The organism is Achromobacter sp. (assembly GCF_050285585.1).
Taxonomy (GTDB): Bacteria; Pseudomonadota; Gammaproteobacteria; order Burkholderiales; family Burkholderiaceae_B; genus Achromobacter.
The window spans coordinates 64,279-89,834 of record NZ_JBLZXF010000018.1 but is presented as its reverse complement, the minus strand read 5'-3'; the positions used below and the strand labels follow the sequence as shown (position 1 = coordinate 89,834).

Genomic DNA, 25,556 nt, shown 5'->3' with positions numbered 1-25,556 from the left:
CAATGATGCAATCCCAAATCGATTTCGCCCTGGCGACACCGGAAATCCTCTTGCTGATTTTCGGCCTGGCTATCCTGCTCGTCGACGCGGTCAGCAATCACCCCGAGCGCAAGCCGACGTTCCTGCTGACCATGCTCGTGTTGGGCGTGCTGACCGTCGTGTCGGCGCTGCAATGGAAAAACGGGGTCACGGGTTCGACCTTCAATGGCCTGTACGTCACCGACGAACTGTCGCACCTGCTAAAGATCGCGTCCTACATCGCGGTTGCCGCGACCCTGGTGTACGGCCGCGTCTACGCGCAAGTCCGCGACATGCTCAAGGGCGGCGAGCTCTACGTGCTGACGCTGTTCGCCCTGCTGGGCCAGATGGTGATGATTTCCTCCGGGAACCTGATTTCCATCTACCTGGGCCTGGAGCTGATGTCGCTGGCGCTCTACGCGCTGATCGCGCTGCGCCGCGACAACGTCGTCGCCACCGAAGCCGCCATGAAGTACTTCGTGCTGGGCGCGCTGGCCTCGGGTTTCCTGCTCTACGGCATGTCCATGGTCTACGGCGCCACCGGCCACCTGGACCTGGCCGAAGTCGCCAAGGTCATCGCCGCCGGCAAGGCCGAGAAGCTGGCGCTGGTGTTCGGCATCGTGTTCCTGGTTTCCGGCCTGGCGTTCAAGCTCGGCGCCGTGCCCTTCCACATGTGGGTGCCCGACGTCTACCAGGGTTCGCCCACTGCCGTGACCCTGATCCTGGGCGCCGCGCCCAAGCTGGCCGCCTTTGCCATTACGCTGCGCCTGCTGGTGGACGGCCTGCACGGCCTGGCCGCCGACTGGCAGCCGATGCTGATGATCCTGGCCGTGCTGTCGCTGGCCATCGGCAACCTGACCGCCATCGCGCAGACCAACTTCAAGCGCATGCTGGCCTATTCGACCATCTCGCACATGGGCTTCGTGCTGCTGGGCCTGATGTCGGGCTCGGTCGCGGGCAAGCCGGAGCTGTCGTCCGCCGCCTACGGCGCGTCGCTGTTCTACATGCTCACCTACGTGCTGACCACGCTGGCCAGCTTCGGCATCGTGCTGCTGCTGTCGCGCCAGGGCTTCGAGTGCGAGCAGATCGATGACCTGAAGGGCCTGAACCGCCGCAGCCCGTGGCACGCCGCCATCGTGCTGCTGCTGATGTTCTCGCTGGCCGGCATCCCGCCGCTGGTGGGCTTCTACGCCAAGCTGGCCGTGTTGCAGGCGCTGGTCAGCGCGGGCCACGTGACGCTGGCGGTGATCGCGGTGCTGTTCTCGCTGATCGGCGCGTTCTACTACCTGCGCGTGGTCAAGGTCGTGTACTTCGACGAGCCGGCGGCAGACGCCGCGCCGATGGTGGCCACCGCCGGCCAGCGCGGCATCCTGTCGATCAACGGCGCCCTGATCCTGGTGCTGGGCGTGTTGCCCGGCGGCCTGATGGCGCTGTGCGTGCAGGCCATCCGCAGCTCGCTGAGCCTGTAAGCGGAAAACGGGGACATGAACCAGACCCTGGCGGTATGGCTGCTGATCGCGCTGGCCCTGGTCAGCGCGAATCTGCCGTTCCTGACCGAGCGGGTGTTCGCGGTCATGCCGTGGAAGCGGGGCGGGGCCCTGGCCGTCAAGCCGTTCTGGGTCCGCCTGCTCGAAGTGCTGGTGTTCTACGCAATCGTCGGCGCGCTGGGCTTCGCATTCGAGTCCGCGCTGGGCAACCGGTTTTCCCAGACCTGGGAGTTCTATGCGATTACGCTGAGCCTGTACCTGGTGCTGGCCTATCCGGGGTTCGTGTACCGGTATCTGTTCAAGCGGCATCCGCGCCTGCGGACCTGAGCGGTTTCCGTCCCCGAAAAAACGCCCCTTTGGGGCGTTTTTTCATGGCGGGCATGGGTATGTGCCGGCCAGCCCCGTTGGCGTCGTCTGGGGCCATTCCCACGCGGTCTGGACGTATCCCCGGAGCGCGCGACCCCCAGGCGGTCATGCCGCGCGCCGCGGCGGGCTTGAGCCCCGGGAAAACCCGGGTCGGGGTGTTGTTTTTTCATCTTTTGAAGGGGATTGGCCTATCGATTCAGGTTTCATTCAGCAAGCGGGTTCAGAATCGCAAACGTTAAAAAAACAAGAATCGTTGCTATTCACAATCGGAGAAGCTGGTTTGAAGCCCCAAGACTCGTATTCACTGAATACGCTCACTACCTCGCTGGCCGCCGCCATCGCAGTTCCCGCCCTGTTCATCAGCCCTTACGCTTCCGCCCAGTCCGCTGATGGGGTGACGCAGCTTGCGCCCGTGCGAGTGGAAGGCGAGGGGTCTTCCTACCAGACGACGACCGTGCCGTCGCCGAAAATGACCGCGCCCCTGCTGGATACCCCGCGCACCGTGCAGGTGGTGCCCAAGCAGGTGATCCAGGACCAGTCGGCCTCCACGCTGCAGGACGTGCTGCGCAACTCGCCGGGCATTACCTTCGGCGCGGGCGAGGGCGGCCGTCCGGGCGGCGACCTGCCGATCATCCGCGGCCAGAATTCGGCCGGCAGCATCTTCCTGGACGGCATCCGCGATTCCAGCACGCAGGTGCGCGACACCTTCAACCTGGAAGAGGTGGAAATCATCAAGGGGCCGGACTCCGTGTATTCGGGCCGGGGCGGCGCGGGCGGCAGCATCAACATGATCAGCAAGACGCCCAAGCCCACCGACTTCACGGAAGGCACCGTCCAGGTCGGCACGGACAACAACTACCGCGCAACGATCGACAGCAACTGGCGCCTGGACGAAAAGGCGGCCTTCCGCCTGAACGTGATGGGCAACAAGGGCGACGTGCCGGGCCGCGACAGCGCGGTGGATTTCGAACGCTGGGGCGTCGCGCCTTCGCTGACGCTGGGCGTGGGCACGCCGACGCGCATCACGCTGAGCTACTACCACTACCAAGACGACAGCATGCCCGATTACTCCATTCCGTATGACCCGAAGACGGGTCAGCCGGTGACGGAGACCATGGGCGTGAGCCGCAAGAGCTTCTACGGGCTGACCGGCCGCGACTTCATGAAGACGCGCGACGATGTGGCCACCGTCGACTTCCAGCACGACTTTTCCGACAAGCTGCAGCTGCGCAACGTCTTGCGCTATGGCCGCGGCACGACCGACTTCGCCGCGACGAACCCCGACGACAGCAAGGGCAACGTCCCCAACGGCCTGGTGTACCGCGCGCTCAAGTCGGGCTATTACGTCACCAAGAGCTTTGCCAACCAGACGGACCTGACCGGGGAATTCGAAACCGGCAGCCTGAAGCACTCGTTCGACCTGGGCTTCGAATACAGCAACATCAAGCAGGACAAGGACGGCTATACCCAGACGGGCGTGCCGACCAGCACGACCTGCACGACGGTGTCGGCGATGTGCGCGTCGCTGTGGGATCCCGATCCGGGCACGAACTACCCCGGCCATCTGCAGCGCAACGGCAACCCCGCGCGCTACAACACCGACACCGTCGCGCTTTACGGTTTCGACACGATCAAGTTCAACGAGCAATGGCAAGCCAGCCTGGGCCTGCGCTGGGACAACTACCGCACCAGCGGCAGCAACATCGCCAAGGGCCGCAACGATCCGGCGGGCACGCCGGCGTTCTACAGCACCAGCCGCGAAGACAATCTCTTCAACTACCAGGTCGGGGTGGCGTACAAGCCCGTGCCCAACGGCACGATCTACGCGACCTACGGCACGTCGTCGACGCCGTCGGCCGTCGCCGCCAGCGCGGTCAGCGACGCCGCAACGGCAGTGAGCCAGTCGCTCGAGCCGGAAAAGAGCCGCACGGTCGAATTGGGCACGAAGTGGCAGGTGTTCGATGACCGCCTGACGCTGTCGGCGGCCGCCTTCCAGGACATCCGCAAGAACACCAGCGTCGCCGTGTCGGCCACCGAGACCGAGCAGGTCGGCGAGGCCAAGGTGCGCGGCATCGAACTGGGCTTCTCGGGCAGCATCACGCCCAAGTGGAACGTGTTCGGCGGCTACACCTTCATGGACAGCGAAATGACCAAGGGCGCCTACAACAGCGGCGCCGTCGGCCAGGACCTGCCCAACACCCCGCGCAACGCCTTCAGCCTGTGGACCACCTACAAGGTGCTGCCCAAGCTGACGGTCGGCGGCGGCGCCTACTACGTGGACAAGGTGTACGGCAATTCGGATTCGTCGAAGAACGCCAACGGCACGCCCAAGGCGCGCTGGGTGCCTTCGTACTGGCGCTTCGACGCCATGGCGGCCTACGAATTCAACGAACACGTATCGGCCCAGCTGAACGTGCTGAACATCTTCGACGAGACGTACTACACGAAGGCCTATGCGGCGCACTATGCCGCGCTGGGCACGGGCCGCGCCGCGCTGCTGTCGCTGCGCATGCGCTACTGATCCCGGTCCCGGGAACGGAAAAAGCCACCGCGAGGTGGCTTTCTTTTTTGGGGCGGGAGGGCGTCGGACGCCCGGGAGGCGCCAGGGTAGCGGCGGACGGCTCAGCTTTCGAACCAGTTCAGGACGCCGTCCAGGCCGGACACGTTGAGCGCGTAGCGGGTCTGTTGACGCACCAGCGGCTTGGCGTGGTAGGCGACAGGGAAGCCGGCGGCTCCCAGCATCTTCAGGTCGTTGGCGCCGTCGCCCATGGCGATGATCTGTTCCTGGACCGCGCCGTGCTGCCGGGCGAACGCGCGCAGGTGCGCCTCCTTGGCATCGGCGTCCAGGATGTCTCCCAGTACCTTGCCGGTCAGCACGCCGTTGGAAACTTCCAGGGTGTTGGCATGCGCGCTGTCCAGGTTCAGCCGTTCACGCAGGCGCTCCGTGAAGAAGGTGAAGCCGCCGGAGACCAGGAGCACCTTGATGCCGGCGGCCTGGGCCGTGGAGATCAGGCGCTCGGCGCCTGGGTTCAGGCGCAGTTTTTCCATGTACACCTGTTCCAGCGCCTCGGCCGGCGCGCCTTCGAGCAGGGCGACGCGGCGGCGCAGGCTCTCCGAGAAGTCCTTGATTTCGCCGCGCATCGCGGCTTCGGTGATGGCGGAGACCTTGTCCTTCACGCCGACCACGCCCGCGATCTCGTCGATGCACTCGATGTTGATCAGCGTGGAGTCCATGTCCATGGCCAGCACCTTGCAGCTCGAAAGCGTCAGGCCCGCAGGCACGAATGCGGCGTCGACGCCATGGCGTTCGGCCCAGCGCACGACCTCGGCGCGCGTTTCGTCGTCGTGCTGCACGTCGAGCAGGCGGGCGGCGGTGGCGCTGATGCGCGCGATGCCCTGGGCCTGGGCCAGGGCCGCCAGCTGTTCCGCGTGTTCGACGCTCAAGGCGGGGGATTGGACGACAAGATGATGGGTAGTCATAGAAATTCGAGAGAAGGGTACGGTTACTTCAAGGCGCGCAGCACGGCGCGCACGGCATCGGCGCGGGCCGGAACCTGCGGGGCTTTGATCTCAACCCGCAATTTATCCTGTCCCGCCAGTTTGATGTGGCGCTGTCGCTGGACGAGCTCGATGATCCTGCCGGGATCCACCGAGGTCTTGGCGCCGAACTGCAGCAGCGCCTGCGTTTCGCTGGCGTCGATCTTGACGATGCCCAACGGCTGCGCCGCCAGCCGCAGGCGGTGCGTGGCGAGCAGCGTCTGCGCGGCTTCCGGAAGCTTGCCGAAGCGGTCGATCAGCTCTTCCTGGATGTGGATCAGGTCGTCCTCGTCGCCGGCGTGAGCCAGGCGCTTGTAGATGCCCAGCCGGGCGTGCACGTCGGCGCAATAGTCCGACGGCAGCAAGGCCGGAGCGTGCAGATTGACCTCGCAGGCCAGGTTGAAGGGAGCGTCGAGGTCGGGTTCTTCTCCGGCGCGCAGGGCCCGGACGGCCTCGTTGAGCATCTCGTTGTACATCGAGAAGCCCACTTCCTGGATGTTGCCCGACTGCGAGTCCCCCAGCACCTCGCCCGTGCCCCGGATTTCGAGGTCGTGCATCGCGAGGTAGAAGCCGGATCCCAGTTCTTCCATCGCCTGAATCGCCTCGAGGCGTTTCTTGGCGTTGCTGGTGATCGCGTCTTCGCCCGGCGTCAGCAGGTAGGCGTAGGCCTGGTGGTGAGACCGGCCGACGCGGCCGCGCAACTGGTGCAGCTGGGCCAGGCCGAAGCGGTCGGCCCGGTGGATCACGATGGTGTTGGCGCTGGGAACGTCGATGCCGGTTTCGATGATGGTGGTGCACAGCAGCACGTTATAGCGCTGCTGGTAGAAGCCCTTCATCACCTGTTCCAGCTCGCGCTCGGGCATCTGGCCGTGGGCCACGGCGATACGGGCCTCGGGCACCAGTTCCTCGAGGCGGGCGCGGCGGTTGTGGATGGTCTCGACCTCGTTGTGCAGGAAATAGCATTGGCCGCCGCGCTTGAGTTCGCGCAGAAGGGCCTCGCGCAGGGTGCTGCCGTCCTCGCGCCGGACGAAGGTCTTGATGGCCAGGCGCTTCTGCGGCGCGGTGGCGATGACGGAGAAGTCGCGGATGCCCTCCAGCGACATGCCCAGGGTGCGCGGAATCGGCGTGGCGGTCAGCGTCAGCACGTCGACCTCGGCGCGCAGCGCCTTCAACGCTTCTTTCTGGCGCACGCCGAAGCGGTGCTCTTCGTCGATGATGACCAGGCCCAGGCGCTTGAACTTGACGTCCTTGGACAGGATCTTGTGGGTGCCGATGACGATGTCGACGCGGCCGTCGTTGATGCCCTCGATCGCGGCCGACACTTCCTTGGCCGAGCGGAAGCGCGATAGTTCCACCACCCGCACCGGCCAGTCGGCGAAGCGGTCGGAGAAGGTCTGCGCGTGCTGTTCGGCCAGCAGCGTGGTGGGGCAGAGCAGGGCGACCTGCTTGCCGTTCGCCACCGCCAGGAAGGCGGCGCGCAGGGCGACCTCGGTCTTGCCGAAACCCACGTCGCCGCAGACCAGGCGGTCCATGGGGCGGCCGGAGGTCATGTCGGCGATCACGGCTTCGATGGCGGCAGCCTGGTCGGCCGTTTCCTCGAAGCCGAAACCCTCGGCGAATGCCTGGTAGTCATTCAGCGGCAGGTTGAAGGCATAGCCTTCGCGCGCGGCGCGCTGGGCATACAGCGCCAGCAGTTCCGCCGCCGTGTCGCGCACCTGCTTGGCGGCCTTGCGGCGGGCTTTGTCCCATTGGCCCGAGCCCAGCTGGTGCAGGGGCGCGGCTTCCGGATCGGCTCCGCTGTAGCGGGCGATCACGTGCAGTTGGGATACCGGCACGTAAAGCGTGCTGCCGCTGGCGTATTCGAGATGCAGGAATTCCATCTCGCCTTCGCCCATGTCCATGTTGACCAGGCCGTGGTAGCGGCCGATGCCGTGCTGCGCGTGGACGACGGGATCGCCGGCGCGCAGCTCGGACAGGTCGCGCACCATCGCCTCGACGTTGCTGGCGCGCTCCTGGTCGCGCTTGCCGCGGCGGCCGGTGGCCGCGAGGCCGGGGTACAGATCGTTCTCGGTCAGGAAGACCAGTTCGGCCTGAGGCAGTTGGAAGCCGGCGGACAGCGGCGCCGCGACGATGCCGAAATGCGCGTCTGAAGCCAGGAAGGTTTCGATGGCGTCCGGCTGCGCGTCGGGCGCGATGCCGAATTCGTTCAGCATCTGCACCAGCGTCTCGCGCCGGCCGGCGGAATCCGCGCACAGCAGCACCCGCGTCTGGCTCGTCTGCACCAGGGCGCGGAGCTTGGCGATGGGGTCGTCCGACCGCCGGGCCACGCTGACGTCGGGCGCGGGCCGGAAGTCGGGATGGGGCTGGCCGGCAGCCAGCGACAGGCGGCGGAAGGCCTTCAGGCGGGCATGCAGCGCCTCGCTGTCCAGGAACAGCGCGGACGGGGGCAGCACCGGACGTTCGCGATCGCTCTTCAGGAAGCCGTAGCGGCTGACGGTGTCCTGGTTGAAGCGCTGGATCGCATCGTCGATGTCGCCGACGGTGACGGTGACCGTGCCTTCCGTCAGGTAATCGAAGAGGGTGGCCGTTTCTTCGAAGAAGAGCGGCAGGTAGTACTCGACGCCCGCGAACGGGATGCCGTTGCCGATGTCCTTGTAGGGCAGGGCGCGCGACGGGTCGCCTTCGAAGACTTCGCGGAAACGTGCGCGGAAGCGGGTGCGAGAGTCCTCGTCCATGGGGAACTCGCGACCGGGCAACAGCTGCACTTCGCGCACGGGATACAGGCTGCGCTGCGTATCCACGTCGAAGCTGCGGATGGTCTCGATTTCGTCGTCGAACAGATCCAGGCGGTAGGGCACGGCCGAACCCATCGGGAACAGGTCGATCAGCCCGCCGCGCAGGCAGAATTCGCCCGGCGCCGTCACCTGGGTGACGTGGTTGTAGTTGGCCAGCGTCAGCTGGGCGCGCAGCGCCGCTTCGTTCAGCTTGTCTTTTTGCCTGAAGGAAAAGGTGTAGGCCGCCAGGAACGAGGGCGGAGCCAGCCGGTAGAGCGCCGTCGTGATCGGCACCGTCAGCACGTCCACCGATTTCGTCATCAGCGAATGCAGCGTGTGCAGGCGTTCCGAAATCAGGTCCTGGTGCGGGGAGAATGCGTCGTAGGGCAGCGTTTCCCAGTCGGGGAGCTGCCGCACGCGCAGGTCGGGGGCGAACAGCTGGATCTCTTCCGCCAGGCGCTGGGCCTCGACCGGCTCGGCCGTGAGGATGACCAGGGGCGCGGACGCCTGGCGCGCCAGGTCCGCCAGCAGCCAGGCGTCGCCCGAGCCCGGAGGCCGCGGTTGCGCGTAGCGCGAACCGGGCTTGAGCGCGGACAGAGTGGGGGCCGTCGCGGGGACGGAGGGCGCGGCTGTGGCGGGGAGAATGGGGGCAGGCATCAGGCTGGCAGCAGGCATCAAGCGGAAGATTATAAAATCACCGCACCATGTCTGCCTCCATCATTGCGATCGTGCCCGCAGCGGGCGTCGGCGCCCGCGCCAGCCGGCCCGGGCACGAGACCGTTCCCAAACAATATCGTCCCCTGTCCGGAGAGCCCATGCTGCGCCACGCGGTGCGGGCGCTGCTGGCCGACGACCGGGTGTCCCAGGTGCGCGTGGCGGTGACGCCGGGCGACGGCTGGGTGGATGCGGCGCTGGCGGGGCTGCCCCGCACGGTGTGGCGGGCCTGCGGCGGCGCGACGCGCGCCGATACGGTGGCCGGCGCGCTGGCCGATAGCGGGGCGGGCGACGATACCTGGGTGCTGGTGCACGACGCCGCGCGCCCCGGCTTGCCCGCCGATGCGCTGGGCCGTCTCATCGACGCCTGCCTGGCGGATCCCGTGGGCGGCCTGCTGGCCTTGCCGGTGGCCGATACGGTCAAGTCGGGCCATGGGCGCGTCGAGCGCACGCTCGACCGCAATGGCCTGTGGCAGGCGCAAACCCCGCAGATGTTCCGGGCCGGCGTGCTGCGCGACGCGCTGACGGCGGCCGCCGTGAGCGGCATTGCCGTCACCGACGAAGCGTCGGCCATCGAGGCGGCCGGCTACGCGCCGCTGCTCGTGTCCGGCGCCATGCGCAATTTCAAGGTGACGTGGCCGGATGATTTCGAACTGATGGAAAAATGGCTATGAGCATTCCCTTTCGCGTCGGGCAGGGCTTCGATGTGCACGCGCTGGTCGAGGGCCGGCCGCTGATCATCGGAGGCGTCACGATCCCCCATACGCACGGCCTGCTGGGCCACTCCGATGCGGACGTGCTGCTGCACGCGATCACCGACGCCCTGCTGGGCGGCGCGGGCCTGGGGGATATCGGGCGTCATTTCCCGGACACCGACCCGGCCTTCAAGGGGGCCGACAGCCGCGTGCTGCTGCGCGAGGCCATGGCCCGGGTGCGCAAGGCCGGCTGGGAGCCGGTCAATATCGACGCCACCCTGCACGCGCAGGCTCCCAAGATCGGCCCGCACGCGCCGGCCATGGTGAAGAACATCGCCGCGGACACGGGATTGGCGGAGACCGAGGTCAACATCAAGGCCAAGACAAATGAAGGCCTGGGTTACCTCGGCAGAAAGGAAGGCATAGCGGCGACGGTCGTGGCGCTGCTCGCCCGGGTCTGATCCTGGGATCGGCCCCGGATTCGATCGCCGCCGAAGTGGCAAGAAAAGCAAAAGGGCCCGGTTGGGCCCTTTTTGCCTTGAGAAGGCGGTGCTTTACTTGCCTTGGGCAGTCAGCGCCAGCGCGGCGGCGTTGACCACCGCGGCGATGCGGCCGGCGTCGCGCAGCTGTTCGGTCGACAGGCCGTCGTTCTTCAGGTTCTCGTAGTGCGAGGCCACGCAGAAGTGGCATTTGCCGATGATGGAGGCCGTCAGCGCGAACAGTTCGAAGCGCTTCTTTTCCACGCCGCCATGAGTGGCGTAGGCGTTCATGCGCAGTTGCGCGGGCAGGCTCTTCAACTGGGCGTCGCCGGTCATTTCCACGTAGGGATACCAGGTGTTGTTCATGCCCATGAGGGCCGAGGCGGTCAATGCGGCGTTGGCGTCGGCTTCCGACAGGCCGCTCTTGAAGGCGTCGACCAGCGCCGGGCTGCGCGCGGCGTAGGCGGCGGACAGGGCGGCGCCCACCGCGTCTTCGGGTGCCAGCGTGGAGCGGGCGATCACGGCGTCCAGATTCAGGCGGATGTCCTTGGCCCAATCCGGCAGCTGTTCCTTAATGGTCGTAAGAAATTCCATAGTTTTTACCTATAATCTAGCGCAGTTAAAGCCCAGCGCGGGACCTGCTGGGCAGATCCCTGGCCGGGCTGGAAATTACAGCGTGGCGCCGCCAACCGAACGGTTGCACGGGCACAGCTCGTCGGTTTGCAGGCCGTCGAGCAGACGCAGGACTTCTTCCGGGTTACGGCCGACGTTCAGGTTGTTCACCGAAACGTGCTGGATCGTGTTGTCCGGGTCGACGATGAACGTGGCGCGCAGGGCAACGCCAGCACCCTTTTCACGCACGCCCAGCTGGTCGATCAGGGCGCCGGTGGTGTCGCCGAATTGGTAGTGACCCAGCTTGTTCAGGTCCGGGTGCTCACGGCGCCAGGCCAGCTTGACGAATTCGTTGTCGCTCGAACCGCCCAGCAGGACTGCGTCGCGGTCTTCGAAATCCTTGGCCAGCTTGTTGAAGCCGACGATTTCGGTCGGGCAAACAAACGTGAAGTCTTTCGGGTAGAAGTAGATCACCTTCCACTTGCCGGGGAACGAGCTTTCGGTGATGTCTTCAAACGCCGACACGCCATTTTCTTCGTGCTGGTTGAAGCCGGGCTTGACGCCGGTGACCTTGAAGGGCTCGAGTTTGTCGCCAACAGTTTTCATGTTTACTCCCAGTTGTTGGTGGAATTAAGGCTGTGCCTCAAACCGTAAATTCTACGCTATGGATTATCGTTGTCTAATTGATAATTCCTAAACTTGGCTTTGGGCAGCTCTATCCTGGCGGTCAGGCCGCCTCCCTCGCGGGGAAGCATGCGCAGGGACCCGCCCACGTGCTTGAGGAGCCGCTCGACGATCGCCAGGCCCAGCCCGGCGCCACTGACGCCGGTACGGGCGGCTTCGCCGCGGGAGAAGGGCCGCAGCAGGCGGTCGACATCCTCGGGGGCGATGCCCGGGCCGCGATCGGACACCTCGATCGCGATCATGGCACCGTCGGCTTGCAATGTCATGACCAGATGGGCCATCCCATCGGACGAGCGCCCGTAGCGGCGGGCGTTCTCGATCAGGTTGCTGACGATGCGCTTGAGGTCCAGCGCCGTGATGCGGGCGCGCAGGCCGGGCTCCAGCGAGGCCTCCAGTTCGCCGCCCAGCGAGGCGGTATGGCTGCGTTCGCGTTCGTAGAGCTCGGCCAGCACGGCGGAAATATCCGTGGCCAGCTGCGGCAGCGTGCCGGCCGGCCGCGCGTACTCCATCAATTGGCCGATACTGTGGTCGATCTGGCCCAGGTCTTCGTCGATCGCCTGGCGGGCGTCTTCGGAGACGCCGCTCAGTTCGATCTCCAGCCGCATGCGCGCCAGAGGCGTGCGCAGGTCGTGCGAGATCCCCGCCAGCATCAGCTCGCGGTCCGCCTCGGCCTGCCTGAGGTCCTTGGCCATCCGGTTGAACGAGGCGTTCAGGTCGCGGATTTCGAGCGGGCCCTGCTCGGGCAGGGCGGCGGGCGTCTCGCCCCGGGAGAGTACTTGCGCCGCCCGGGCCAGCCGCGATAGCGGCCGGTTGACGAAGCCCACGCTGACCGCGGCCCCCACCAGGGACAGCAGCAATGCCGTTGCGCCCCAGCCCAGCCATTCGATCCCGCCGGTCAAGCCTATCTGTTCTCGCTCGAAAACGAGCCAGTACAGGTCCTTCTCTATCTGGAAGCTGACCCAGAAGCCGGGCACCTGGTTCACGCCCCAGGCGATCTGCGTCTCCGGGCCGAAGCGCGTGCGGATGTGCTGGGCAACGCGTTGCCAGTAGTCGTCGTCGGGAAGCGCCTCGGCGAAGTCCGTGACTTCGCGCGGGTAGACCTGGATGCCTTCGTTGGTGGCCAGGTCCAGCAGGAGCTTGCTCCGTTCGTCGTTATGGGAATAGATCAGCGCGGTGCGCGTGATATTGACGGCCGTGATCACCCGCTGCGCCATTTGATTGGCGCGCGGTCCCAGCTCCATGCTGAAGAAAACTTGTAGCCACGCGCCCAGGCTCACGAGCATCAGCGCGGCGAGCAACAGGAACGTGCGGCCGAACAAGCCGAGCCGCAATCGAGATGTCAGGTTCCTGAAGGTTCTGCGCAAGCGGGGCACGAGGCTGCGCTCCTGCCCGGGGCGGGCCAGCCGGTCAGCTGCCACCATCCGGCACGAACACGTATCCCAGACCCCAGACGGTCTGGATGAATACGGGCTTGGACGGATTGGGCTCGATCAGCTTGCGCAAACGCGAGATCTGGACGTCGAGGCTGCGATCGAAGGCCTCGTATTCGCGGCCGCGGGCCAGCTCCATGAGTTTGTCGCGCGAGAGCGGGATCTTGGGGTGCCGTGCAAATACCTTGAGCACCGAGAATTCGCCCGTGGTGATGGGCACCTGTTCCCCGTTGCGCGTGAGCGTGCGGGTGGACAGATTCAGCACGTAGGGGCCGAAGGCGATGGATTCGTTCTCCTGGCTGGGAGCGCCGGGGTGTTCCTCGGTGCCGCGGCGGCGCAGGATGGCGTTGATCCGCGCCAGCAGTTCCCGGGGGTTGAACGGCTTGGACAGGTAGTCGTCCGCGCCCATCTCCAGGCCGACGATGCGGTCGATCTCTTCCGCCTTGGCCGTCAGCATGATGATGGGAGTATTGTCATGGCCACCGCGCAGCCGGCGGCAGATGGACAGGCCATCTTCGCCGGGCAGCATCAGATCCAGCACGAGCAGGTCGAAATGCTCGCGTTGCCAGAGTTTGCCCATCTCTTTCGCGTCTTCGGCGACGAAAACGTTGAATCCCTGCTCGGACAGATACCGGCGCAGCAGATCGCGCAAGCGCGGATCATCGTCGACGACGAGGATTTTTCGGGTGGGGGTGGTGTTTTGCGTATTCATGGCCGGAAATGTAACAGTGACAAGAACCAGCGGCTAGTGGGCGTTCACAAGATATTACACATTGCGATCCATCGTTGAAATCCCCCTTACAACCGGGGGCGGAGCCGCGGTATTTCGTACAATCTGCATCTATGGAACTAAACCTGCTGGCCTTGGAAACCTCTTCGTCCCGTTGCGGCGTGGCTCTTTTGCGCGCGGCCGGCGGCCGGCTGGAGGTCAGCGTCAGGGAACACGAGGGCTCCCAGGAGCACGCGGAACGGCTCTTGCCCATGGCCAACGAGCTGCTGGCGGCCTCCGGCCTGACGCCAGGCTCCCTGCACGCGGTGGCTTTCGGCCAGGGGCCGGGCGGCTTCACGGGCCTGCGGGTGGCTTGCGGCGTGGCCCAGGGCATGGGCCTCGGGCTGGGCATTCCCGTATTGCCCATTGTCTCTCATCAGGCGGTCGCCGCACAGGTGGAGTCCACGCCCGGGGACGCGATAGTCGTGGCGCTGGACGCCCGGATGAATGAAGTCTATCTGGCGGTCTACCGCCAGGCGGGCAGTGCGGACGGCGAAATCGCCTGGCAAACGCTGCAGGCGCCGATGCTGATCGCGGCGGCCGAGGTCGTGCCCTGGGCCGCGCATCACCTGTCGGGCTGGTCGGCCGCCGCCGGCCAGCCGCTGGGCGTGCTGCTGGCGGGCGACGCGTGGGATGCCTACGCCGCGGAAATGGCCTATCCCGCGCAGTGGCGCCGCGCCGCCGGCGCGCAGCGGCCGGAAGCGGCCAGCGTGGCCCGTCTTGCGCGGCAGGGCTGGCTGCGCGGCGAAGCCCTGGCTCCCGAGCTGGCCGCGCCGCTCTATGTGCGCGACAAGGTGGCTTTCACCACCGCCGAGCGCATGCTGGGCCAGGGCGGCAACCCCAAGGCTCAGTCCTCGCTGGCGCCCGCGGTTCCCCAGCCCATGACGGACGCGGACCTGGACGAGGTGGTGGCGCTGGAGGCGCACGTGCAGTCCTTTCCCTGGACCCGCGGCAATTTCGCCGACGCCCTGGCGGCCGGCTATGGCGCCTGGGTGCTGCGGCGCGACGGCAAGCTGGCGGGGTTCTGCGTCGTCATGTTCGCCCCGGACGTGGCCCACCTGCTGGTGATCGCCGTGGCCAGGAAACTGCACCGCCAGGGGCTGGGCGGCATTCTCCTCGACTGGTGCGAACAGCAGGCGCGCGAGCGCGGCCTGGAGGGCGTGCTCCTGGAAGTGCGGCCCTCCAACGCGTCCGCCATCAGTTTCTATAAGCGGCACGGCTACCTGCAGATAGGCGTGCGCCGCGGCTACTATCCCGCCGAAAAGGGCGGCCGGGAAGATGCGCTGGTCATGCAGAAGCGCTTTGCGGCCGCCGCCGGAGAAGCCGCATGATGGCGCCTGTCTCTTCCCCCGCGCCGGCCGCTCCCCGGGTCAATCCCCTTCAAAGGATCTGGCTGCGCGAAATCGGCATGGAACGGCTGTGGCTGCGTCCGGCGCCGGCGGCGAGCCGGCCGGCCGCCGAGCCGCAAGTCCCTGTTTCAAAACCCGTTTTTCCGGTATCCGCCCCCGCGGCGGAAGCTCCGCCCGCCGAAGCCCCGCCGGCCCGGCCCGCCGCCGCCCCCGCGGCGCCCGCCGCGGAGCCCGTGCCGGGCCGCCCGGGCATCCCCGCTTCCATCCTGAACCGCAAGGGCCCGCCGCCGCCGCCGCCCCCAAAGGTGGTGGCCGAAGCGGCCGCGCCCGCGCCCATCCCGGTGGCCGAGGCCATCAGGAATTCCAGCCTGGACGAGATGCGCGAGCAGGTCGTGGCGTGCGAGGCTTGCGGCCTGTGCAAGGGCCGCCGCAATGCGGTGTTCGGCCATGGCGGCCAGCCGACGCGCTGGCTGGTGGTGGGCGAGGCTCCCGGCGAGCAAGAGGATCGCCAGGGGCAACCTTTCGTAGGCAGGTCGGGCCAGTTGCTGGACGCGATGCTGTCGGCGGTGTCCATGAGCCGCGAGCGCGACGTTTTCATCACCAATGTCATCAAGTGCCGCCCGCCGGGCAACCGCAATCCCAAGCCCGAGGAGATCGCGGCCTGCAGCCCGTACCTGATGCGGCAGATCGCCCTGCTCAAGCCGGAGCGGATTCTGGTCCTGGGCCGTTTTGCCGCCCAGACGCTGCTGGGCACCGACGCCACGATCGGCAGCCTGCGAGGACGCGTCCATCAGCTGAAGACGGACGAGGGCGTGCAGATACCGGTGGTGGTCAGCTATCACCCGGCCTACCTGCTGCGCAGCCCCGGCGAAAAGGCGCGCGCCTGGCAGGACCTGAAGCTGGCGGCCCGCATGGGCTGAGCCTCCGCCAGGCAAAAAAAAACCGGGCGCAAGCCCGGTTTTTCATTGGAGGATCAATCGCTTAGTGCGAGGAGTCCAGCGCGCGGCCGTGGCCTTCCTGGCCGATTTGCTCGTGCAGCTCGGGGTTGGCCTGCAGGTTGCGTTTGCTCCAGCGCATGAAGACCACCATCAGCACGGCGACCACGGTGCCGAAGATCACGATGATCAGGTTGATCGGCAGCTGCAGCCACAGCAGCAGCGTGTACATGGCCACCATCAGCAGGATGTTGAGCTGTTCGTTGAAGTTCTGCACGGCGATGGAGTGGCCGGCCGACAGCAGGACGTGGCCGCGGTGCTGCAGAAGGGCGTTCATCGGAACCACGAAGAAGCCCGCCAGGCCGCCCGTGATCAGCAGCAGCAGGTAGACGCTCCAGGGCGAATAGACCAGCGGCATCAGCAGCACGACCAGGCCCATGGCCGCGCCCACGGGCAGCACGGAGAGCGCGCGGCGCAGCGGAATGCGGCCGGCCAGGATGGAGCCCACCACCGTGCCCAGCGCGGCCACGCCCATCAGCATCGAGGCCTTGTCCAGCTGGTAGCCCAGGTGGCTGCGGCCCCATTCGATGACGATCAGCTGCAGCGTGGCGCCCGCGCCCCAGAACAGCGTGGTGACGGCCAGCGAGATCTGGCCCAGCTTGTCTTTCCAGAGCACACAGACGTAGCCCCAGAAGGTGCGGACGAGGCGCACGGGGTTTTTCTGCTGCGGCGGGTAGCGCACGTGGGTGTGCGGAATCATCAGGTTGCACAGCGCCGCCAGCAGATAGACGAAAGCGATGACCAGGATCGCCGCCTCGGCGGGGGTATGGACCAGTTTGCCGATGAACGAGTGGTTGAGCAGGGCGGCGGAAACGGACGACGAAATCAGCACGCCGCCCAGCACGGTGCCCAGGATGATGGAGAAGACCGTGAGGCCCTCGATCCAGCTATTGCCCTTGACCAGCATGGCCGGCGGCAGCATTTCGGTCACGATCCCGTACTTGGCGGGGGAGTAGGCCGCGGCGCCGATCCCCACGATGCCGTAGGCCATGCAGACCAGGTAGGTTTGGTATTGCTCGGGGATGCCGATGTTGGCGTAGGAGAACATCAGCATGCAGCCGCCGACCTTCAGCGCGTTCGTGGAGAACATCACGCGCCCCTTGGGGAAGGAGTCGGCCAGGGCTCCGACGAAGGCGGCCAGCACGACGTAGGCCAGCGCGAACGACCATTTCATCATGGGGGCCAACCAGTCGGGGCCGTGCAGTTCCTGTATCAAGGCGATGGCTGCGATGAACAGCGCATTGTCCGCCAATGACGAGAAGGCCTGCGCGGCCATGACCAGATAGAAACCACGTTTCAAGAATGTCCCCGTTCTTCGGCCAGAGCCCGGCCAGTCCGCGTGAAAATTTATGTGTCGTGCCAAAAAGTGTCAGGGAGTATAGCCGGAGCCCAAATGGCGGCCATTGAGCGTTTGCCCGTGGGTTGACGGTTGCTGACGTTTGGGGGCGGACCGGCTGCGGTATCATACGAGCCATATGAGAGCCGGCCCTCGATGGGCCGGTTTGCAATCTGCGCGGCAGGTCCGTTAACGCCTTTCGTTCAACCCACCCCGTCGTCATCGTACTGTGCGTCTTACTCAGCTCAAACTCGCCGGCTTCAAGTCCTTCGTCGATCCCACCGTGATTCCCGTGCCCAGCCAGCTGGTGGGCGTGGTGGGTCCCAATGGCTGCGGAAAGTCGAACATCATCGACGCCGTGCGCTGGGTGCTGGGCGAAGCCAAGGCCTCGGAACTGCGTGGCGAGTCCATGCAGGACGTCATTTTCAACGGTTCCGGCAACCGCAAGCCCGCCGCCCGGGCGTCGGTCGAAATGGTGTTCGACAACAGCGAGGGGCGCGCCGCCGGCCAATGGAGCAGCTACGCGGAAATCGCCGTGCGCCGCGTCCTGACCCGTGACGGCACCAGCAGCTATTTCGTCAACAACCAGCAGGTCCGCCGCCGCGACATCCACGACATCTTCCTGGGCACCGGGCTGGGCGCCCGCGGCTACGCCATCATCGGGCAGGGCATGATCAACCGCCTGATCGAGGCGCGCCCGGAAGAACTGCGGGTATTCCTCGAGGAAGCGGCCGGGGTGTCGCGCTACAAGGAACGGCGCCGGGAAACCGAGAACCGCCTGTCCGACACCCGCGAAAACCTGACCCGCGTCGAAGACATCCTGCGCGAGCTGAACACCCAGCTGGAAAAGCTGGAGGCGCAGGCCGAGGTGGCCACCCGCTACCGCGAGCTCCAGGCCGACGGCGAAAAGAAGCAGCATGCGCTGTGGTTCCTGAAGGAAACCGGGGCGCGCGAGGAGCGGGCCAAGAAGGCCCAGGAAATGGCGCAGGCCCAGAACGAACTGGAAGCCGCCATCGCCGGCCTGCGGGCGGGCGAGGCGGCGCTGGAGTCCAGGCGCCAGGCCCACTACGCCGCCAGCGACGCCGCCCACGCGGCCCAGGGGGCGCTGTACGAAGCCAACGCCCAGGTGAGCCGCCTGGAAGCCGAGATCCGCCACGTGGTGGATTCCCGCAACCGTCTGCAGGCACGCCGCGAGCAGCTGCAGCAGCAGATCGGCGAATGGACCGCCCAGCGCGAGCACTGCACCGAGCAGATCGCCCAGGCCGAGGAAGACCTGGCGGCCGGCGCCGCCCGCACCGAAGAGGCGCGCGCCAAGGCCGAAGATGCCCAGGCCGCCTTGCCGGCGGTGGAGCAGCGCGTGCGCGAAGCCGCCGCCGGGCGCGACGAGATGCGCGCCGCCCTGGCCCGCGTGGAACAGAACCTGGCCCTGGTCGCGCAGACGCAGCGCGACGCGGACCGCCAGATGCAGGCCCTGGAGCAGCGCCGCGAGCGCCTGCAGCAGGAACTGCGCGAATTGCACAGCCCCGATCCGGTCCGCCTCGAGCAACTGGCCGGCGACCGCGTGGCGGGCGAAGACCAGCTCGAGGAAGCCCAGGAAGAACTCGCCGCCCTGGAGGGCCGCGTGCCCGAAGCGGACGCCGAGCGCAGCCGCGCCCAGGCCGCCGCCCAGACCGACGCGCAGAATCTTGCGCGCCTGGAAGCCCGCCTGTCCGCGCTGGTGAAGCTGCAGGAAGACGTGCAGAAGCAGGGGGCGCTGGAGCCCTGGCTCGCCAAGCATGAACTTGCCGGGCTGACCCGGCTGTGGCAGAAGCTGCACGTCGAACCCGGCTGGGAAACCGCCCTGGAAGCCGCCATGCGCGAACGCATGGCATCCATGGAAGTGCGCAGCCTGGACTGGGCCCGGGCCTTCGCCGAGGACGCGCCGCCCGCCCGCCTGGCTTTCTACCAGTTGCCGGCCGCCGCGCCCACGCCGCCCGCTCCGGCCGGGCTGACCCCGCTGGCCAGCCTGCTGCGCATCACCGACCCCGACCTGCGCACGCTGCTCAATGAATGGCTGGACGGTGTCTACACCGCCGCCGACCTGACCCAGGCCCTGTCCATGCGCGCCAGCCTGCCCGCCGGCAGCGCCTGCGTGGTCAAGGCCGGGCACCTGGTGGATGCGCACAGCGTGCGCTTCTACGCGCCCGACTCCGAGCAGGCCGGCCTGCTGGCCCGCCAGCAGGAAATCGAGAACCTGCAGCGCGAGATCAAGGCCCAGCAGCTGATCGCCGACCAGGCGCGCGCCGCGGTGGCCCGCGCCGAGGCCGCGTGGCAGCAGGTGTCCCAGGCCATCGCCCCGGCGCGCCAGCGCGTGGCGGAAGTCACGCGCCGGGTGCACGACATCCAGCTGGAACATTCGCGCCTGCAGCAGCAGGCCGAACAGTCGGGCGAGCGCGCCTCCCGCCTGCGGCAGGACCTGGAGGAAATCAAGGTCCAGGAAGAAGACCTGCGCGCCACCCGCGAGGAAGCCGAGGCCCGTTTCGAGGCGCTGGACGAAGAGCTGGCCGAACACCAGTCCCGCTTCGCCGATGCCGAGATCGACGGCGAGACGCTCGCCGCCCAGGCCGAGGCCGCCCGCGCCGGGCTGCGCGAACTGGAGCGCGCCGCCCAGGAAGCCGAATTCGCCGAACGCAGCATCCAGGTCCGGATCACCGATCTGCAGCGCAACCAGCAATTGGCGGCCGACCAGAGCCAGCGCGCCAGCGTCGAACTGGAGCAATTGCAGGAAGACCTGGCCGAGCTGGACGCGTCGGCTTCCCAGGCCGGCTTGCAGGACGCCCTGGAGGTGCGCGCGGAGCGCGAGGAAGCGCTGTCGCGCGCGCGCCAGGAAATGGACAATCTGGCCGCCTTGCTGCGCGGCGCCGACGAAGACCGCCTGCAACAGGAACAGACGCTGGAGCCGCGGCGCGCCCGCATCATGGAGCTGCAGTTGCAGGAGCAGGCCGCCCGCCTGGCCGAAGAGCAGTTCACGGAACAGTTGAACGCGCGCGAGGTCGACCGCGAGGCCCTCGCGCAGGAACTGGCCAACCAGTCCGACGAATGGCGCCGGGCGAGCTGGCTGCAATCGGAAGTGAGCCGCATTTCCCGCCAGATCGAGTCCCTGGGCTCGGTCAACCTGGCCGCGCTGGACGAACTGAACAGCTCGCGCGAGCGCAAGGGCTTCCTGGATTCGCAGCACCAGGACCTGATGACCGCCATCGAAACCCTCGAAGACGCCATTCGCAAGATCGACCGCGAAACGCGCGAGCTGCTCCAGGAGACCTTCAACGTGGTGAACGGCCACTTCGGCGAGCTGTTCCCCAAGCTGTTCGGGGGCGGGGAAGCCCGGCTGAGCATGACGGGCGAGGAAATCCTCGACGCGGGCGTGCAGGTCATGGCCCAGCCGCCCGGCAAGCGCAACAGCACCATTCACCTGCTGTCGGGCGGCGAAAAGGCGCTGACCGCGACCGCGCTGGTGTTCGCGCTGTTCAAGCTCAACCCGGCCCCGTTCTGCTTGCTGGACGAGGTGGACGCTCCGCTGGACGACGCCAACACGGAACGCTATGCCAATCTGGTCGCCAACATGAGCGAGCAGACCCAGTTCCTGTTCATCTCGCACAACAAGATCGCGATGCAGATGGCCAAGCAACTGATCGGTGTAACCATGCAAGAGCAAGGGGTTTCGCGTATCGTTGCGGTAGACATAGATTCGGCCGTGCAGATGATGGCCTCCGAAGCGGCATAAACCAATATTCAGAAGGGCGCCGGGCGTTTCGGCGCGGGATTGATACATGAGTGATTTGCAGATCGGGCTGATAGCCCTGGGCGTCCTGCTGATACTGCTGGTGCTGGGATTCAACTGGTGGCAGGACCGCCGCGTGCGGCGCAAGATGCAGACGCATTTCCCTGCGTCCGAGCAGGATCCCCTGCTGGGGGCGGGCGCCGCTGCCGCCGGCGCCGCCTCGGGTCCGGCGCCTCGCCGCGAACCCGGCATGGGAGGCGAGGCCCCGCGCGCGCAAGCCGGACAGGCGGCCCCGGTCGATCCGGGCACGGACGCCGACGATGCCGCCGAGCCGGATCCCGCTTGCGAAGTGGTCATCGAGATCAACTTCGCCGAACCGGTGCGCGGCGCCGAGCTGCTGCCCTATATGCAGAGCCTGCGCCACGTGGGCCGCAAGCCCATGCGCGTGTTCGCCGAAACCGACCAGCGCCGCCATCGCGCCCACATCCATGCGGGCGAATCCTACGCCTCGATGCAGCTGGCCGTGCTGCTGGCCAACCGCAGCGGCCCGCTGACCGCCATCGAATGGTCGCAGGCCTGGGCCCGGGCCCAGGACATGGCCGAGCGCTTCGACGCCACCATAGAAGGGCCGGACCAGCAGGCCGTGCTCGAGCAGGGCGCGCGCCTGGACGATACCTGCGCCGCCCTGGATACCCAGGTTGGCCTGACCCTGTTGCTGGGCACGGCCCAGCCCGCCGCCGAGGTGCTGGGCGTGGCGCGCGATGCCGGCTTCGTCCCCGATGGCAACCGCCTGGCCTGGCCGGCGGAGAACGGTGTGGCCCGCTTCACGCTGGCCCGCGCCGACGGCGCGGCGTTCGACGCCGGCATGGGCGGAATCGAACGGCTCTACCTGTTGCTCGACGTGCCGTGCAGCCCCGCGGACAGCCGCGCCTTCGGCCGCATGGTCGACGTGGGCCGCGACCTGGCCGCCCGCCTGCGCGCGGAATTGGTCGACGACCAGGGCAAGCCGCTGGCCGATGGCTCTGAAACGGTCATCGACGAACGGCTGCAAGTGCTGTTCGGCCAGCTGGAGCAGGCGGGCCTGCCCGCCGGCAGCGAACGCGCCCAGCGGGTGTTCGCTTGATGGGGTTCGCCCCAGGAAGCGCTGCGCGCCTCCTCCCAGGGGCGCCGCGGCGGACCGGCGAGGCCGGCTCCGCGCGGCCCCGCGCCCATTCCAGCGTCTCGTGCGCGAGTCGCGAGCCATGGGCGGTCCGCGGTGTTATGGATAACTGATATGAAAGGCTCTTCCGGCGGTGAAAACGCGGCGCAGGCCGCGGCGCGCCTGCGCGCCGAAATCGAACAGCACAACGTCCGCTATTACGTCTACGACGAACCCTCCATTTCGGATGCCGAGTACGACGCCCTGATGCGGGAGCTGCAGGCCCTGGAGGCCGAGCATCCGGAGCTCGTGACGCCCGAATCGCCTACGCAGCGGGTCGGAGCCGCCCCGGTGTCGGCCTTTGGCGCCGTGCGCCATGCCGTGCCCATGCTGTCGCTGGGCAATGCCTTCGACGAGGAAGACGTGGTGGCCTTCGACCGCCGCGTGACGGATACGCTGCGCGGCGCCGGCCTGCTCGGCCCGGCGCAGCAGGCGGACTATTTCTGCGAACTCAAGCTTGATGGGCTGGCCATCAGCCTGCGCTACGAGGACGGCCGCCTGGTGCAGGCCGCCACGCGCGGGGATGGCCAGACCGGCGAAGACGTCACCTCCAATATCCGCACCATCAAGGCGATTCCCCTGCAGCTCACGGGGGCCGCGCCCAAGGTGCTGGAGGTTCGGGGCGAGGTGCTGATGAACCGCGCCGACTTCGAAAAACTGAACCAGGCCCAGGCCAAGCGCGACGAAAAAGTGTTCGTCAATCCGCGTAACGCGGCCGCCGGCAGCCTGCGCCAGCTGGATCCGCGCATCACCGCCAAGCGGCCGTTGCGGTTTTTCGCCTATGGCTGGGGCGAGGTCCATGGCCTGCCGGGTTCGCAGGGCGGCCTGTTTGCCGAGGCTTCGGCGGGCGCGGCCGAAGCCTCGCAATTGCCCGAGAAATCCCATGGCGCGATGCTGGACTGGCTCGCCTCGCTGGGCCTGCCGGTCAACGTGAGGCACAACCACCGGGCCACCGGCGCCGAAGGCCTGATGGCCTTCTACGCCAAGGTCGGCGCGATGCGGGCTGAGCTGCCCTACGACATCGACGGCGTGGTCTACAAGGTGGATTCGCTGCCGGCCCAGAAGGTGCTCGGCTTCGTGGCGCGCGCCCCGCGCTTTGCGCTGGCGCACAAGTTCGCGGCCGAAGAGGCCACCACCACGCTGCTGGACATCGAGGTGCAGGTCGGCCGCACCGGCGCCATCACGCCGGTGGCCCGCCTGAAACCGGTCTTCGTCGGGGGCGTGACCGTCACCAACGCCACGCTGCACAACGAGGACGAGATCCGCCGCAAGGATGTGCGCATCGGCGATACGGTGATCGTGCGTCGCGCGGGCGACGTGATTCCCGAGGTGCTGGCGCCCGTGCTGGAAAAGCGGCCCGGCGACGCCCGGGAGTTCGTCATGCCCACCGCCTGTCCGGTGTGCGGTTCCGCCATCGAACGCCTGGAAGGCGAAACCATCGCGCGCTGCACCGGCGGCCTGTTCTGCGGGGCCCAGCGCAAGCAGACCCTTTGGCACGCGGCCAGCCGCAAGGCGCTGGACATCGAAGGCCTGGGCGAGAAGCTGGTGGATCAACTGGTCGACAGCGGCCGCGTCAAGACGCTGGCGGATCTGTACAGCCTGCGTCCGCTCGAGCTGGTGGGGCTGGACCGCATGGGCCAGAAGTCCGCGGACAACCTCGTGGCCGCGATCGAAAAGGCGCGCACGCCGGGGTTGGCCCGTCTGCTGTTCGCCCTGGGCATCCGCCACGTGGGCGAAACTACCGCCCGCGACGTGGCGCGCCATTTCGGCAGCATCGACGCCATCATGGATGCCGATGAAGAGATGCTGTCGGCCGTGCCCGACGTGGGGCCGGTGGTGGCCGCATCCATCCGCCACTTCTTCGCCGAACAGCACAACCGCGACGTGATCGGGCAGTTGAAGGCGCAGGGCGTGAGCCCGGTGGCCGAAGCGGCCCCGCAAGGCACGACCCTGGCGGGCAAGACCTTCGTGCTGACGGGCACGCTGCCTAACTGGACGCGCGAAGAGGCGTCCATGCACATCCAGGCGGCCGGTGGCAAGGTCAGCGGCTCGGTGTCCAAGAAAACGGCCTACCTGGTGGCGGGCGAGGACGCCGGCAGCAAACTCACCAAGGCCCAGGAACTGGGCGTGACCGTGCTGGACGAAGACGGGCTGAAAGCCCTGCTCGGAATGGCCGGCTGAGGCTGGCTTTCCGGAAATTATTCCTTTCCTCCAAAAAAACTGCCCGCGATGCGGGCAGTTTTTGTTTCGGCGGACAGGCTTACTGGATCTTGGCCTTTTCGCGCAGTTCCTTCTGGTAGTCGGCCAGGGTTTGCTGGCGCAGCATTTCTTCGAGTTGCGTGCGGACCTGGTCGAGCGGCGGGAATTCCACCGGACGGGTGTCGTCGACCATGATGATGTGCCAGCCGAACTGGGTCTGCACCGGCTTGTCGACCAGTTCGCCCTTCTTCAGCTGGGTCACGGCCTGCGCGAACGGCTGGACGTAGTTGGTCGGGGGAGCCCAACCCAGGTCGCCACCCTTCTCGGCGCTGCCGGGGTCCTTCGAGTTCTTCTTGGCCAAGTCGTTGAACTTGCTCTTGTTGCCCTTGATCTGGGCGAGCAGGTCATTGGCCGTCTTCTCGTCTTCGACGAGGATGTGACGGACCTTGTATTCCATCTTGCCGGCCTGTTCCTTCTTGATCTTCTCGTATTCGGCCGTGACCTTGGCTTCCGAGACGGGGTGCTTGGCCAGGTAATCGGCCATCAGGGCGCGGACCAGGATGCCTTGGCGGGCCAGTTCGATTTCGGTCTGGACGTCGGCTTGCTTGGCGATGCCGCTGGATTCGGCGGCCTGCACGAAGATCTGGCGATTGATCATTTCCTGCTTGACCTGCTCGCGCAATTGCGGCGAATCGGTCGCGCCCTGGCTGACCAGCAGCTTGACGAATTGATCCAGGCTCTTCTGCGGAATGGCCTTGCCGTTGACGGTGGCCACGTTCTGGGCAAAAGCCGGCACGGCGATGACGCAGGCCGCAGCCAGCATGACGATGCGTTTCATGAATATCCTTTTACTTTCTATTTGGGAGCCTGGGCGTCAAGCGCAAGCGCATGAATCGGATAAGGGATCAAATCTTGCAAATGATGATACACCAGCCGATGCCGCGCGACGGGGGAGAGCCCCGCAAAGCAAGACGCAACGATGATCACGCGATAGTGGCCGGCGCCGTTTTTACTGCCTTCGTGTCCGGCGTGCAAATGCGAGTCGTCCAGGATGTCCAGGCTGACGGGTTCCAGGGCGGCGAGCCGTTCCCGGATCAGGGCGATGCGGTCGGTGGTGTCTGACATGGCGGTGAATATGAAAGTTCCGGCGCGCG

Annotated in this window: 19 protein-coding genes; 10 read left to right on the top strand and 9 right to left on the bottom strand. The window is 66.9% G+C overall.

What is annotated here, in order from left to right:
* Positions 1-2 precede the first annotated feature (2 nt).
* The 3 genes from nuoN to ACN6PJ_RS21125 all read left to right on the top strand — a co-directional run bounded on the left by nuoN (position 3) and on the right by ACN6PJ_RS21125 (position 4,392).
* Positions 3-1,487: an NADH-quinone oxidoreductase subunit NuoN gene (nuoN, locus tag ACN6PJ_RS21135; protein WP_427997767.1), complete on the top strand. Its 1,485-nt coding sequence runs from the start codon at positions 3-5 to the stop codon at positions 1,485-1,487.
* Positions 1,488-1,502: 15 nt separating this feature from the next.
* Positions 1,503-1,832: a DUF2818 family protein gene (locus tag ACN6PJ_RS21130; protein ID WP_427997766.1), complete on the top strand. Its 330-nt coding sequence runs from the start codon at positions 1,503-1,505 to the stop codon at positions 1,830-1,832.
* 319 nt (positions 1,833-2,151) lie between these two features.
* Positions 2,152-4,392 (top strand): TonB-dependent receptor, encoded by a 2,241-nt coding sequence (locus ACN6PJ_RS21125; RefSeq protein ID WP_427997765.1) that lies wholly within the window; start codon positions 2,152-2,154, stop codon positions 4,390-4,392.
* Positions 4,393-4,493: 101 nt separating this feature from the next.
* Here ACN6PJ_RS21125 and serB read toward each other — a convergent pair whose 3' ends face one another.
* Together serB and mfd are read right to left on the bottom strand one after the other, a co-directional pair.
* Positions 4,494-5,351: a phosphoserine phosphatase SerB gene (serB, locus tag ACN6PJ_RS21120; protein WP_427997764.1), complete on the bottom strand. Its 858-nt coding sequence runs from the start codon at positions 5,349-5,351 to the stop codon at positions 4,494-4,496.
* A gap of 23 nt (positions 5,352-5,374) precedes the next feature.
* The gene (gene mfd / locus ACN6PJ_RS21115) at positions 5,375-8,857 is read right to left on the bottom strand and encodes a transcription-repair coupling factor (RefSeq protein WP_427997763.1); all 3,483 of its coding nucleotides are present in this window, start codon (positions 8,855-8,857) and stop codon (positions 5,375-5,377) included.
* Between the two features lie 29 nt (positions 8,858-8,886).
* Between mfd and ispD the strand changes: the two genes are divergently transcribed.
* Together ispD and ispF are read left to right on the top strand one after the other, a co-directional pair.
* A complete protein-coding gene (gene ispD / locus ACN6PJ_RS21110) occupies positions 8,887-9,570 on the top strand; it encodes a 2-C-methyl-D-erythritol 4-phosphate cytidylyltransferase (RefSeq protein WP_427997762.1) in 684 nt (227 codons plus the stop codon).
* Positions 9,567-10,052, top strand: a complete 486-nt coding sequence (gene ispF, locus ACN6PJ_RS21105) for a 2-C-methyl-D-erythritol 2,4-cyclodiphosphate synthase (RefSeq protein WP_427997761.1) — start codon at positions 9,567-9,569, stop codon at positions 10,050-10,052. Before ispD ends, ispF begins: the two co-directional genes overlap by 4 nt.
* 93 nt (positions 10,053-10,145) lie before the next feature.
* On the opposite strand, the gene ACN6PJ_RS21100 is transcribed toward ispF, so the two are convergent.
* The 4 genes from ACN6PJ_RS21100 to ompR all read right to left on the bottom strand — a co-directional run bounded on the left by ACN6PJ_RS21100 (position 10,146) and on the right by ompR (position 13,508).
* Entirely contained in the window at positions 10,146-10,664 is a 519-nt protein-coding gene (locus tag ACN6PJ_RS21100) for a carboxymuconolactone decarboxylase family protein (RefSeq protein ID WP_427997760.1), read from the bottom strand.
* 75 nt (positions 10,665-10,739) lie between these two features.
* Positions 10,740-11,288, bottom strand: a complete 549-nt coding sequence (locus ACN6PJ_RS21095) for a peroxiredoxin (protein WP_427997759.1) — start codon at positions 11,286-11,288, stop codon at positions 10,740-10,742.
* A gap of 56 nt (positions 11,289-11,344) precedes the next feature.
* On the bottom strand, positions 11,345-12,769 hold the full coding sequence (locus ACN6PJ_RS21090) for an ATP-binding protein (protein ID WP_156124267.1): 1,425 nt from the start codon (positions 12,767-12,769) through the stop codon (positions 11,345-11,347).
* Positions 12,770-12,773: 4 nt separating this feature from the next.
* Complete coding sequence (gene ompR, locus ACN6PJ_RS21085) at positions 12,774-13,508, bottom strand: two-component system response regulator OmpR (protein ID WP_003813882.1); 735 nt, start codon at positions 13,506-13,508, stop codon at positions 12,774-12,776.
* Between the two features lie 131 nt (positions 13,509-13,639).
* On the opposite strand from ompR, the gene tsaB reads away from it, so the two are divergent.
* Positions 13,640-14,896: a tRNA (adenosine(37)-N6)-threonylcarbamoyltransferase complex dimerization subunit type 1 TsaB gene (gene tsaB / locus ACN6PJ_RS21080; RefSeq protein ID WP_427997758.1), complete on the top strand. Its 1,257-nt coding sequence runs from the start codon at positions 13,640-13,642 to the stop codon at positions 14,894-14,896.
* Positions 14,893-15,834, top strand: a complete 942-nt coding sequence (locus ACN6PJ_RS21075) for a uracil-DNA glycosylase (RefSeq protein WP_427997757.1) — start codon at positions 14,893-14,895, stop codon at positions 15,832-15,834. The genes tsaB and ACN6PJ_RS21075 overlap by 4 nt, the downstream gene beginning before the upstream one ends.
* Positions 15,835-15,895: 61 nt before the next feature.
* Here the strand turns inward: ACN6PJ_RS21075 and lplT are convergent, their stop codons facing one another.
* Positions 15,896-17,209 carry a lysophospholipid transporter LplT gene (gene lplT, locus ACN6PJ_RS21070; protein ID WP_427997756.1) on the bottom strand — a complete coding sequence of 438 codons (1,314 nt, stop codon included), beginning with the start codon at positions 17,207-17,209 and terminating at the stop codon, positions 15,896-15,898.
* A gap of 265 nt (positions 17,210-17,474) precedes the next feature.
* Here lplT and smc point away from each other — a divergent pair, with 265 nt between their 5' ends.
* The 3 genes from smc to ligA all read left to right on the top strand — a co-directional run bounded on the left by smc (position 17,475) and on the right by ligA (position 24,384).
* Positions 17,475-21,008 (top strand): chromosome segregation protein SMC, encoded by a 3,534-nt coding sequence (smc, locus tag ACN6PJ_RS21065; protein WP_427997755.1) that lies wholly within the window; start codon positions 17,475-17,477, stop codon positions 21,006-21,008.
* Between the two features lie 46 nt (positions 21,009-21,054).
* Positions 21,055-22,128 (top strand): cell division protein ZipA C-terminal FtsZ-binding domain-containing protein, encoded by a 1,074-nt coding sequence (locus ACN6PJ_RS21060; protein WP_427997754.1) that lies wholly within the window; start codon positions 21,055-21,057, stop codon positions 22,126-22,128.
* Between the two features lie 150 nt (positions 22,129-22,278).
* A complete protein-coding gene (gene ligA / locus ACN6PJ_RS21055) occupies positions 22,279-24,384 on the top strand; it encodes an NAD-dependent DNA ligase LigA (RefSeq protein WP_427997753.1) in 2,106 nt (701 codons plus the stop codon).
* A 79-nt stretch (positions 24,385-24,463) separates the two neighbouring features.
* Here the strand turns inward: ligA and ACN6PJ_RS21050 are convergent, their stop codons facing one another.
* Positions 24,464-25,240: a foldase protein PrsA gene (locus ACN6PJ_RS21050; protein WP_427997752.1), complete on the bottom strand. Its 777-nt coding sequence runs from the start codon at positions 25,238-25,240 to the stop codon at positions 24,464-24,466.
* Between the two features lie 17 nt (positions 25,241-25,257).
* The gene (locus ACN6PJ_RS21045) at positions 25,258-25,527 is read right to left on the bottom strand and encodes a BolA family protein (RefSeq protein ID WP_427997751.1); all 270 of its coding nucleotides are present in this window, start codon (positions 25,525-25,527) and stop codon (positions 25,258-25,260) included.
* Between the last annotated feature and the right edge of the window lie 29 nt (positions 25,528-25,556).

What these genes read in the sequence shown, in the direction of transcription:
- nuoN (WP_427997767.1), top strand. Translation starts at nt 3, where the DNA reads ATGATGCAATCCCAAATCGATTTCGCCCTGGCGACACCGGAAATCCTC.
- ACN6PJ_RS21130 (WP_427997766.1), top strand. Translation starts at nt 1,503, where the DNA reads ATGAACCAGACCCTGGCGGTATGGCTGCTGATCGCGCTGGCCCTGGTC.
- serB (WP_427997764.1), bottom strand. Translation starts at nt 5,351, where the DNA reads ATGACTACCCATCATCTTGTCGTCCAATCCCCCGCCTTGAGCGTCGAA.
- mfd (WP_427997763.1), bottom strand. Translation starts at nt 8,857, where the DNA reads ATGCCTGCTGCCAGCCTGATGCCTGCCCCCATTCTCCCCGCCACAGCC.
- ispD (WP_427997762.1), top strand. Translation starts at nt 8,887, where the DNA reads ATGTCTGCCTCCATCATTGCGATCGTGCCCGCAGCGGGCGTCGGCGCC.
- ispF (WP_427997761.1), top strand. Translation starts at nt 9,567, where the DNA reads ATGAGCATTCCCTTTCGCGTCGGGCAGGGCTTCGATGTGCACGCGCTG.
- ACN6PJ_RS21100 (WP_427997760.1), bottom strand. Translation starts at nt 10,664, where the DNA reads ATGGAATTTCTTACGACCATTAAGGAACAGCTGCCGGATTGGGCCAAG.
- ACN6PJ_RS21095 (WP_427997759.1), bottom strand. Translation starts at nt 11,288, where the DNA reads ATGAAAACTGTTGGCGACAAACTCGAGCCCTTCAAGGTCACCGGCGTC.
- ompR (WP_003813882.1), bottom strand. Translation starts at nt 13,508, where the DNA reads ATGAATACGCAAAACACCACCCCCACCCGAAAAATCCTCGTCGTCGAC.
- tsaB (WP_427997758.1), top strand. Translation starts at nt 13,640, where the DNA reads ATGGAACTAAACCTGCTGGCCTTGGAAACCTCTTCGTCCCGTTGCGGC.
- ACN6PJ_RS21075 (WP_427997757.1), top strand. Translation starts at nt 14,893, where the DNA reads ATGATGGCGCCTGTCTCTTCCCCCGCGCCGGCCGCTCCCCGGGTCAAT.
- ACN6PJ_RS21060 (WP_427997754.1), top strand. Translation starts at nt 21,055, where the DNA reads ATGAGTGATTTGCAGATCGGGCTGATAGCCCTGGGCGTCCTGCTGATA.
- ligA (WP_427997753.1), top strand. Translation starts at nt 22,279, where the DNA reads ATGAAAGGCTCTTCCGGCGGTGAAAACGCGGCGCAGGCCGCGGCGCGC.
- ACN6PJ_RS21050 (WP_427997752.1), bottom strand. Translation starts at nt 25,240, where the DNA reads ATGAAACGCATCGTCATGCTGGCTGCGGCCTGCGTCATCGCCGTGCCG.
- ACN6PJ_RS21045 (WP_427997751.1), bottom strand. Translation starts at nt 25,527, where the DNA reads ATGTCAGACACCACCGACCGCATCGCCCTGATCCGGGAACGGCTCGCC.